This is a genomic window from Nonomuraea sp. bgisy101, from assembly GCF_057708945.1.
In genome coordinates this window covers 61,592-71,640 of record NZ_JBYITD010000012.1, presented here as the reverse complement: position 1 = coordinate 71,640, position 10,049 = coordinate 61,592, and the positions used below count along the sequence as shown (strand labels likewise).

Below are 10,049 nucleotides of genomic sequence, written 5' to 3'. Positions count from 1 at the left end.
AGCGGACTCCGGCCGGCCGTGCGGACGCGGCGGGGATCAGGGCCGGTACGTGCCGAAGAACCAGAGGTTGCCCTCGGGGTCCTTGCACGCGTACTCCCTCGATCCGTAGGGCTGGTCCACCAGCCCCATGGTGACGACGGCTCCGGCCGCCACCGCCTTGTCGTGGTGCGTGTCGGGGTCGTCGACGGCGACGTAGATGCCGGGCCCGCCCGCCTTGCCCTCGCCGAGCATGATCATGTCGTCGCCGACGAGCATCTCGACGTGGTTCTTCGCCACCTCGTGCGGGACGAACCCGAAGGCGGTGCTCAGGAACTCGGCCGCGGCCAGGACGTCCTGGTAGCGGGCCAGCGCGAAAACGGTTCGTTTCATGAGTCCGAGTCTGCGCCGTGGACCGCCTGCGGTCTTGGACGAATCTGACCTGGCGTGGTGCCCGCCATCGCGCGGAACTCGCGGTTCATGTGCGGCTGGTCGTAGAAGCCGCACGCCGTCGCCACGTCCGCCAGGTCCGCGCCCGAGCGGAGCAGGCTCATGGCCCGGTCGAAGCGGATCACCCTGGCCGAGGCCTTCGGGGTCAGGCCAACGTGGTCGTGGAAGCGGGAGACGAGGTGGCGGTGGCTCCAGCCGAGCGAACCCGCCAGCCACGCCACGCTGACCGACCCCGACGACTCGACCAGCCGGTCCCATGCCCACACCACGCGCGGGTCGGGCGGGGGTGCGGGCAGGATGCGGGCGGCGAGCAGCGACTCCGCGGCCGTCAGCCGGTCCTGCCACGAGGTGAGCTCGCCGAGCCTGGCGACCGTCGCGGAACCCCAGCCGGGCAGCAGGTCGTCGACGGGGGCCACCAGGTTCGCCAGCTCGTTCATCGGGACGCCGAACAGCCGGCGGGCGCCGAACGGGGTGAGCAGGACCTCCACGCCCTCGGTAGGGGCCGACATGCGGGTCACCGTGTACCGGTCGCCGAGGCCGCCGGTGAACGAGGTGAGCCGCGTGCCGCCGACCTCCATGGGTGCGCCGAAGGCGAGGATGAGCACCGCACCCGGCAGCGCCACCTCGGTGCGGATGACGGGGCGGTCGTAGTGCTCCCTGTAGGCGCACAGGCTGGTGACGTAGGGGCGCAGGGCGGGTCCCGGCGTGCGTCGGGTCATGCTGAGTCCCGGCGCGTGTGCGGGCCGGTCGGCCGCCGTCGACCCCATCCCCTGACGATACCCGCCACCCGCGGACGCGGCAGGAAGGAACCCCGGACGGCCCGCCAGAGACCGCCCCGACGGGCGGGACCGAAGCCGAGAAGCCCTCGGACGAGGACGGGGGCACAGTGGACGGGGCCACGGTGGACGGGACCAGTGGACGGGACCACCGGAGATCCCGTCCACCGGAGAGAGGACCGTCAGAGGCCGGTGTGCCTGGCCAGGAAGGTGAGCTGGTCGGCGGCCAGGTCGACCGTGCGGCTCACCGAGCGGGCCCCGTGCCCGACCTCGGTCTCGTTGCGCAGCACGATCGGGGCGTCGCCCGCCTGCGCGTGCTGCAGTGCCGCGCACATCTTCCACGCGTGCAGCGGGTGCACCCGCGTGTCGGACTGGAAGACCGTGAACAGCGTCGCGGGATACGACACGTCCTCGCGCACGTGGTGGTACGGCGAGTACGCCCACAGCCACGGGAACTGCGTGGGCTCCTCCGCCGAACCGTACTCGACGTTCCACGTCGCGCCGAGGCCGAACAGCTCGTAGCGGATCATGTCGAGCAGCGGAGCGGAGCAGGCGACGGCCGCGTAGAGGTCGGGCCGCTGGGTGAGGGCGGCGCCGACCAGCAGGCCGCCGTTGGAGCCGCCCGAGATGGCCAGGTGCGAGGAGGTGGTGACGCCGGTGGCGATCAGGTGCTCGGCGGCGGAGTGGAAGTCGTCGAAGACGTTCTGCTTGTTGGCGAGCATGCCGGCGCGGTGCCAGTCCTCGCCCTCCTCGCCGCCGCCGCGCAGGCCCGCGATCGCGTAGACGCCGCCTGCCTCGACCCAGGCCAGGACGGAGGCGGAGTAGCCGGGCGTCATGGAGATGCCGAAGCCGCCGTAGCCGTTCAGGATCGTCGGGCGCGGCCCCTCGCGGTCGACGGGCTCGATCACCAGCATGTGGACGGGCGTCCCGTCCTTGGACTGGTAGACCACCTGCGAGGTCTTGACGGGGGGCACCTCGACAGCGCCAGGAGAGGCGGCCCACAGCGTGGTCTCTCCCGTGAGCGCGTCGTAGCGCTGGATGGTCGGCGGCGTGGTGTTGTCGGTGTAGCCGAACCACGCCTCGTGGCCGCCCTCGGGCCGCTCGGAGATCCCGCCGATCGTGCCGAGGCCCGGTGTGGGCACCTCGCCGATCCTCTCGCCGCTGTCCAGGGAGTGGAGGCTGATCTCGCTGAGCGCGTGGCGGGTCCAGCCGACCAGCATGACCGGCCGCTCGAGGTCGTCGAGGATGGCGAAGTCGGTGAGCACCGCCTCGGGGTCCTCGGGGATGAGGTCGGTCCACGCCGACGGGTCGGCGGGGTCGGCCACGCAGACCCGCGCGCGCGACGCGTCGCGGTCGGTGTGGACGTAGATACGCCCGTCGCGCCCGAAGACCAGCCCGGTCTGCGCGTCGACGCCCTCCTGGACCACGGTCAGCGCGGGGCGCTCGGCGGGGGAGGCGGACAGGTCCGCGATCCACAGGTCGTTGCGCGGAGCGGTGCCCTCGGAGGCGGAGATCTGCAGCCAGCGGCCGTCGCGGGAGACCGACACCCCGTAGTAGTTGGTCATCTTCATGCCGTCGCCGAAGATCATCACGTCGTCCTCCGTGGAGGTGCCGACGCGGTGCAGGTAGACGCGACGGTGGAACTGCGACTCGCCCTCGGGCACCTCGGTGCTCGGCAGGCGGCGCACGTAGTAGTAGGCCTCGCCACCCGGCAGCCAGGCGACGGGCGAGTAGCGGCACCGGTCGATCGGGCCCTCGACCCTGGTCCCTGTCGCCACGTCGATGATGTAGAGCGAGGACTCCTCGTCGCCGCCGACCGAGATCTGGTACGCCAGCAGGCGCCCCTCCTTGTCGGGCTGCACGGCGTCGAGGGTGGTCAGCCCCGAGGAGTCGATGGCCATCGGGTCGATGAGCGCGCGCTCGGTGCCGTCGGCGTCGACGACGTAGTAGACGGCGTGCTCCTGGTCGGGGGTGCGGCGGGAGAAGAAGTGACGCTCGCCGCGCCAGACGGGCACACCCACCGAGCCCGACCGCAACAGCTCGGCGATCCGCTCCTTGAACCTTCGCGGCTCCGCCTGGGCCTGGAAGAGCTCCTCCTGCGCCAGCAGCCAGCCCTTCACCTCCGGGTCGTCGGAGTCCTCGAGCCAGCGGTAGGGGTCGGGCACGGGCGTGCCGTGCAGGTTCTCGACGATCTCGTCTCGGCGAGCGGCTGGATACATGCCTGAACCCTACCTGTGACGCGTAAAGCCGAGGTCGAACGGGCATAAATGACATCGCGTGTCCCTATGGTCATCAGTAATGGGTGGCGGGGACATGCCGTAAACGCCAGACTTGGTGAAGGACGGTGCCGTGGTGACCATCCGTTGGACCGTCCGGCGGAGGTCCACGTGACGGAAGCGACCGGGTCCCAGGAGGGACCGCCAACAGGGGCCATGGCCCCTCTGATACCCGTGCGTCGGGGGGTGGCCCCCTGATGCGCCAAGTACTCCTGCTCAACGCCACCTACGAGCCACTGACCACGCTTTCGCTGCACCGAGCCGTCGTGCTCGTGCTCAGGGAGAAGGCCGACGTCGTCCACCGTGACGGCAGGGGAGCGGTCCTGCGCTCCGCGACCTGCACGGTCGACGTCCCATCGGTGATCAGACTCCGAAGATATGTCCGCATTCCCTACCGGTCCCGCATCCCCCTGACGCGTGCGGCGCTCATGCGCCGCGACGACTTCCGCTGCGCCTACTGCGGCCAGCGGGCCGAGACCATCGACCACGTCATCCCGCGCTCGCGGGGCGGCACGCACACGTGGGAGAACTGCGTCGCCTCCTGCATGCCGTGCAACCACAGGAAGGCCGACAAGTACCTGGAGGAGCTGGGGTGGACGCTGCGCGTCGCCCCGGCGGTGCCAAGGGGCGCCCATTGGCGGCTCATCGGCGCCCAGCTCGTCGGCGATCCCCAGTGGGCGCCCTACCTGTCGGAGACGGCGGCCTAGCCCGCCGTTCTATTGTCGCGTGGCCTGCTCGGCGAGGGAGTTGATCCCGTAGAGCAGGCCACCGACGAGGTCGCCGGCGCTGAAGGCGGTGGCCATCGACATCGCCGTCAGGCGGCACGACCCGTCGGACAGCCGGCGCCTGGCGTTCTCGCCTGTGACGATCTCCAGGGCGCGGCCCACGGCGTCGACGAAGAGGAGCACCGCGTCGGGCGACTCCGCGCCCAAGGCGGCGTGCAGCCGTTCGGCGAAGTGGCGCCTGCCGCCGACAGGGGTGCCGAGGAAGGCGCCGAAGCGCAGCCCGCTGCGCCGTTCGGCGGACACGAGAGCCGCGCGGACGTCGTCGGCCTGGGCCGCGGTGAGAGCACGCATGGCCTTCACCACCCCGCCGAGGCGCCGCCGAGCCGGCCGCCTGGCTCGGCGGTCTGCGCCGCGCGCAGCCAGTCGACCTCAGGGGCGGGTGCCCACGGTGCCCTGTGGTCGGCCAGCACCAGCGCGGAGGTGCTGACCCCGTGCTCGCTGTGCTGGGGGCCGCCCAGCCACACGACGCCTGGCGCGTCGTCCTTTTCCGCCGTTCTGGCCGGGAGCAGAACCACCAGACTGATGAGGAGAAACAGCCCGAGCGAGGTTCCGATGAGAAAGCCGAAGATCTCCAGCGCGCTGTCCACACCATGACCGTAGACCCGAGCGGACGCCCCGGCCAGACCCCTCACCACACGGGCGGTCTCCTGTCGCCCCAGAATCCGCCCCTTGCCGCCTCGACCTGTGCCGACAGCGAGATCAGCGTGCCCTCTCCGCCCACCCGCCCCGCCAGCATGACGCCGATCGGCAGGCCGTCGGCGCTCCAGTGCAGCGGGAGGTTGACGGCGGGCTGGCCGCTCACGTTGTAGATCGGCGGGAAGGGCGCGAAGCGCTTCATGCGTTCGAAGGTCTCCTCGGGGTCGCCGGCGTCCTCGAACCATCCGACGGGCACGGGCGGCCGCGTGACCGTGGGCGTGAGCACCGCGTCGTAGGGGTCGGTCGCCATCAGCGCCATGCGCGTGGCCAGTTGCAGCGACGACTGCGCCTGCAGGAACGTCGGAGCCGGCACGGCGAAGCCGCGCTCGCGCAGCCACGCGGTCAGCGGGCGCAGCCGGTCCTGCCGGTCGAGCGCGACGGGATGCATGCACGCGAAGGCGAACCACATCGTGACGAACTGCGGCACCAGGTCGGGGCCGAACGGCGAGGCGATGTCGACGACCTCGTGCCCGAGCTCCTCCAGCGTCTTGCTCGCCTCCTCGTAGGCCGCCAGCACGTCGGGATGGACCTCCGCGCCGTCCACGACGGGCGTGGCGTAGCGCGCGATCCGCAGGCGGCCAGGCTCCCGCGCAGCGCACTCGAGGAACGTCCCCTCGTGCGGAGGCGCGAGGTAGAGGTCGCCGGGGTTGTTGTGCGCCATCACGTCCAGCAGCGCCGCGGCGTCGGCGACGGTCCTGGCGATCGGCCCGTTGGTGGACAGGCCCGCCAGATCGGGGATGATCGGCGCGAAGCTGATGCGGCCCCTGGTCGGCTTGATGCCGAACAGCCCGCACACCGAGGAGGGGATCCTGATGGAGCCCGCGCCGTCGCTGCCCTGCGCCGCCGGCGCCAGACCGGCCGCCACCGCGGCCGCGGCGCCCCCACTCGACCCGCCCGCCGAGCGCGAGAGGTCCCACGGCGTACGGCTGGGCGGCGACACCGACGTCTCGGTGTAGCACGGCAGGCCGAACTCGGGCGTCGCCGTCTTGCCCAGCATGACGGTGCCGGCGTCGCGCAGCCGCTCCACCACCGTGTCGTCGACGGGCGCGACGAAGCCCTCGTACGTCGCCGAGCCGAACCGGATCGGCACGTCCTTGACCAGGTTGAGGTCCTTGACGGGGATCGGCACGCCGTACAGGGGGCCGTGCGGGTCGGTGAGCTCGCGCGCCTGCGCGAGCGCGCGCTCGGCCGTCACGGTGACGTAGGCGCCGACCTGCGGGTCGATCCGTTCGATGCGGTCGAGGTAGTGCTCGGTGATCTCAACTGGTGAGATTTCCCGGCGCCTGACAGCTTCCGCCTGCTCAAGAGCGGTGAGATCATGTATGTGCGCCACGAACCGCAGAGTAGGCAGAGTTGTCTAGAGAAGAAAAGATGTAGATACCCCGAATTGGGGTCACAAACGCGGTGACGTGGGCCATAAAACTATGGACGCGCCAACAGTAGGCACCGGCCTATGGCTCGGCTACCGTTTGTAGCGTGGACTCCGCTAAGCAGCGAGAAGACGGTAACACTACGTCACCGATCTGGGTGAGTGACAGGCCTGCCGAGGACGAGGGCGCCGCCCCCGAACACTCCGCACCCACGTCAACGTACGCTCCCGTCGAACGCGCTTCCCTGCTCAGCCTGCTCCAACAGCCCAGGTACCGGCACCTGCGCACGCGCGTCCTGATCGCCGTCGCCGTCGGTGTCGTGGTGGGCTTCCTCGTCTCCGACGTGCGCGTGGGGATCACCGCGGCCGTGCTCGCCGCGATCGCCGACACGATCTACCGCGCCAAGTCGCACTCGACGGTCCCCGCGTGGCGGCGCTCGTCGGTCGCCGAGCGGAAGACCGAGGCGCAGCTGAAGCGGCTGGAGCGTAGCGGCTACCGCACGCTCCACGCCAGGGCGATCCCGGGCAGTGAGGCGCAGATCGACCACCTGGTCATCGGCCCCACGGGCGTCTACGCGGTCGACTCGGAGAAATGGGACAAACGCCTGCCGGTGCGCGTGCAGATGGGCAAGAAGCTCTTCCACGGCCCCTTCGACATGAAACCGCGCCTCACCGAGGCCAGGTGGGAGGCGACGCAGGCCAGCGAGCTGATCAGCAAGGCCTACGGCCGCGAGGTCACCGTCGTGGCGTCGCTGGCGATCTACGGCCCGCCCGTCCCCTGGAAGATCATGACGATCCGCGACGTGGACGTCTACGAGGGCGCCAGGGCGCGCAAGTGGATCACCAAACGCGAGCGCGCGCTCACCGACGCCGAGATCGAGCGGCTCTACGAGATCGCCGCCCAGGTGCTCCCGCCCCGCTACGGCGAGGGTTAGCGGCACCGTCGTCCGTTCCGCACAAGCCGCCGCGCCCCGGGTGCGGCGGCTTTCGCATGCGCCAGGACGTCGTCCGCCTCGTGGACACATGTCTCAGCCACCGAGCGAGGGTCGTACGATGTGAAGACTCGCTCATGATGGGAGATGCGCTCATGCCCGCCCTCAGGTCTCGTACGGTCACGCACGGCAGGAACATGGTCGGCGCCCGGGCCCTGCTCCGGGCGACGGGCGTAGCCGGCAGTGACTTCGGCAAGCCCATCATCGCGGTCGCCAACAGCTTCACCCAGTTCGTGCCGGGGCACGTGCACCTGCGCGAGGTGGGCGATCTCGTCGCCGGCGCGATCAGGGAGGCCGGAGCGATCCCGCGCGAGTTCAACACGATCGCCGTCGACGACGGCATCGCGATGGGCCACGGCGGAATGCTGTACTCCCTGCCCAGTCGCGAGCTGATCGCCGACGCGGTGGAGTACATGGTGAACGCGCACTGCGCCGACGCCCTGATCTGCGTCTCCAACTGCGACAAGATCACCCCGGGCATGCTGCTCGCCGCCTTCAGGCTGAACATCCCGACGATCTTCGTCTCGGGCGGGCCGATGGAGGCCGGCAAGACGCCGGGACGCAAGCTCGACCTGGTCGACCCGATGATCGCCGCGGCCGACGCCTCCGTCTCCGACGAGGAACTGCTGGAGATGGAGGAGAACGCCTGCCCGACCTGCGGTTCGTGCTCGGGCATGTTCACCGCCAACTCCATGAACTGCCTGGCCGAGGCCATCGGCCTGGCGCTGCCCGGCAACGGCACGATCCTGGCCACGCACAAGGCGCGCAAGACGCTGTTCGAGGACGCGGGCCGGCGCGTGGTCGAGATCGCCAAGCGCTACTACGAGGACGACGACGAGACGGTGCTGCCGCGCTCGATCGCCACCAAGGACTCCTTCGAGAACGCGATGACGCTCGACGTGGCGATGGGCGGCTCGACCAACACGATCCTGCACATCCTGGCCGCCGCCCGCGAGGCGCAGGTCGACTTCGGCCTCAAGGAGATCAACGAGATCTCGTTGCGGGTGCCGTGCCTGTGCAAGGTCGCGCCGGCCACGAACAAGTACCACATCGAGGACGTCCACCGCGCCGGCGGCATCCCGGGCATCCTGGGCCAGCTCGACAGGGCGGGCCTGCTGCACCGTGACGTGCACACCGTCAACGGCGGCACGCTCGGCGAGGTCATCGCCGCGTGGGACCCCTCCTCGGAGAAGGTGCTCCCCGAGGCCGTGGAACTGTGGCACGCCGCGCCGGGCAACGTCCGCACGGTCAAGCCGTACTCGCAGGACAACCGCTGGGACGACCTCGACATCGACAGGGCGGAGGGCTGCATCCGCGACCTGGCGCACGCCTACAGCAAGGACGGCGGCCTGGCCGTCCTCTACGGCAACATCTCGCGCGACGGCGCGGTGGTGAAGACCGCGGGCGTCGACGAGTCGATCTGGAAGTTCACCGGGCCCGCCGTGGTGTTCGAGTCGCAGGAGGAGGCCGTCGACGGCATCCTCGGCGGCAGGGTCAAGGAGGGCGACGTCGTCGTCATCCGCTACGAGGGCCCGAAGGGCGGCCCCGGCATGCAGGAGATGCTCTACCCGACCTCCTTCCTCAAGGGCAAGGGGCTCGGCAAGGCCTGCGCGCTGGTGACCGACGGGCGCTTCTCCGGCGGCACCTCGGGTCTGTCCATCGGTCACGCCTCGCCCGAGGCGGCCGAGGGCGGCACGATCGCGCTCGTCGAGGACGGCGACCTCATCGAGATCGACATCCCGAACAGGGTGCTGGAGCTGCGCGTGCCGGAGGCCGAGCTGGCCGAGCGGCGCGAGCGGCTGCTGGCCGACCTGGGCGGCTACCGGCCGCGCGATCGGCAGCGCCAGGTGAGCGTGGCGTTGCAGGCCTACGCGGCGATGACGACCTCCGCCTCCACGGGTGCCTCTCGCGACCTGTCCCAGCTGTCCCGCTGATTCGCCGATTCGCTGATTCCGCACGGCCCGCGTCCCGCCCCAGGGACGCGGGCCGTGCGTCTTCTCCGGGGCCGCCGGCTCCTTCCTTCGGCTCCGCCCGAAGGCCAGGAGCTTCCGATGGGCGGCGCGGCCCTGATCTCGGCCCCGCGCAGAGGGAGTCGTTCACGGCTGCGATACCCGCGATGGATGCGCTCGCCGAGGTGCTGGAACCACGTCGGTAGGCGCACACTCTTTCGAAAATTGTCGGTGCGGGGCCGTACTCTATGGGTATGACGACAGTCGTGAAGTCCCCCACGCGACCACTGACGACCGCCGAGATCGCCGCCCTCGCCCTCTCCCTGGCGCATCTGGGAGCGGGCCCGCAGGCCGTCACCGCCCGACGCGGCCTGCGCCACGCGTTCGAGCACCTGGAGCTCGACGACGATGTCGTCGCCACCACGCTGGCGACGCTCACCGACCCGCTGCCCGTGGAGGTGGCCTCCAGGGCCAGGGTGATCGCCGAGGCGATCACCAGCAGGCTCGTGATCCGTATCCACTACCGCGACGCGGGGGGTCACGTCACGATCCGCGACGTCGACCCCGTGACCTGCCTGGTCCACCGCGAATTCTGGTACCTGGTCGGCGTGTGCAGGATGCGCCGCGCGATCAGGGCGTTCAGGTTCGACCGCATCATCGCGGTGGAGCCGACGCTGACTCCCGCCCGCCCCCACCTGGCCGATCGGTTCCTGCCGTTCCAGCGGAGGAAGGCCGCCTGATCCCGTAGGTGACCGTCCGCAGGAGCCACTCGACCGGGCC

General features: G+C 70.6%; 10 protein-coding genes. 4 read left to right on the top strand and 6 right to left on the bottom strand.

What is annotated here, in order from left to right; translation table 11 throughout:
• Window positions 1–36: 36 nt before the first annotated feature.
• The 3 genes from AC3EO4_RS23260 to AC3EO4_RS23250 form a co-directional block, all read right to left on the bottom strand.
• Window positions 37–369, bottom strand: a complete 333-nt coding sequence (locus tag AC3EO4_RS23260; RefSeq protein ID WP_379572622.1) for a VOC family protein — start codon at window positions 367–369, stop codon at window positions 37–39.
• The gene (locus AC3EO4_RS23255) at window positions 366–1,145 is read right to left on the bottom strand and encodes a helix-turn-helix domain-containing protein (RefSeq protein WP_431897732.1); all 780 of its coding nucleotides are present in this window, start codon (window positions 1,143–1,145) and stop codon (window positions 366–368) included. Before AC3EO4_RS23255 ends, AC3EO4_RS23260 begins: the two co-directional genes overlap by 4 nt.
• Window positions 1,146–1,384: 239 nt before the next feature.
• Entirely contained in the window at window positions 1,385–3,421 is a 2,037-nt protein-coding gene (locus AC3EO4_RS23250) for a prolyl oligopeptidase family serine peptidase (protein WP_379572624.1), read from the bottom strand.
• Between the two features lie 254 nt (window positions 3,422–3,675).
• Here AC3EO4_RS23250 and AC3EO4_RS23245 point away from each other — a divergent pair, with 254 nt between their 5' ends.
• Window positions 3,676–4,185 carry an HNH endonuclease gene (locus AC3EO4_RS23245; RefSeq protein ID WP_358135577.1) on the top strand — a complete coding sequence of 170 codons (510 nt, stop codon included), beginning with the start codon at window positions 3,676–3,678 and terminating at the stop codon, window positions 4,183–4,185.
• A gap of 9 nt (window positions 4,186–4,194) precedes the next feature.
• Here the strand turns inward: AC3EO4_RS23245 and AC3EO4_RS23240 are convergent, their stop codons facing one another.
• Genes AC3EO4_RS23240 through AC3EO4_RS23230 form a run of 3 tightly spaced genes read right to left on the bottom strand, consistent with a single transcriptional unit; the run spans window position 4,195 to window position 6,292 of the window.
• Window positions 4,195–4,554, bottom strand: a complete 360-nt coding sequence (locus AC3EO4_RS23240) for a TPM domain-containing protein (RefSeq protein WP_379572625.1) — start codon at window positions 4,552–4,554, stop codon at window positions 4,195–4,197.
• A 5-nt stretch (window positions 4,555–4,559) separates the two neighbouring features.
• Window positions 4,560–4,850 (bottom strand): hypothetical protein, encoded by a 291-nt coding sequence (locus AC3EO4_RS23235; RefSeq protein ID WP_379572626.1) that lies wholly within the window; start codon window positions 4,848–4,850, stop codon window positions 4,560–4,562.
• Window positions 4,851–4,891: 41 nt separating this feature from the next.
• Window positions 4,892–6,292, bottom strand: a complete 1,401-nt coding sequence (locus tag AC3EO4_RS23230) for an amidase (RefSeq protein WP_431897728.1) — start codon at window positions 6,290–6,292, stop codon at window positions 4,892–4,894.
• Between the two features lie 194 nt (window positions 6,293–6,486).
• Here AC3EO4_RS23230 and AC3EO4_RS23225 point away from each other — a divergent pair, with 194 nt between their 5' ends.
• From AC3EO4_RS23225 to AC3EO4_RS23215, 3 genes are all read left to right on the top strand, one after another.
• Window positions 6,487–7,263, top strand: coding sequence for a nuclease-related domain-containing protein (locus AC3EO4_RS23225; protein WP_379572628.1), 777 nt, complete (start codon window positions 6,487–6,489; stop codon window positions 7,261–7,263).
• 152 nt (window positions 7,264–7,415) lie between these two features.
• A complete protein-coding gene (gene ilvD, locus AC3EO4_RS23220; RefSeq protein ID WP_379572629.1) occupies window positions 7,416–9,254 on the top strand; it encodes a dihydroxy-acid dehydratase in 1,839 nt (612 codons plus the stop codon).
• 269 nt (window positions 9,255–9,523) lie between these two features.
• On the top strand, window positions 9,524–10,009 hold the full coding sequence (locus AC3EO4_RS23215) for a helix-turn-helix transcriptional regulator (RefSeq protein WP_379572630.1): 486 nt from the start codon (window positions 9,524–9,526) through the stop codon (window positions 10,007–10,009).
• Window positions 10,010–10,049 lie beyond the last annotated feature (40 nt).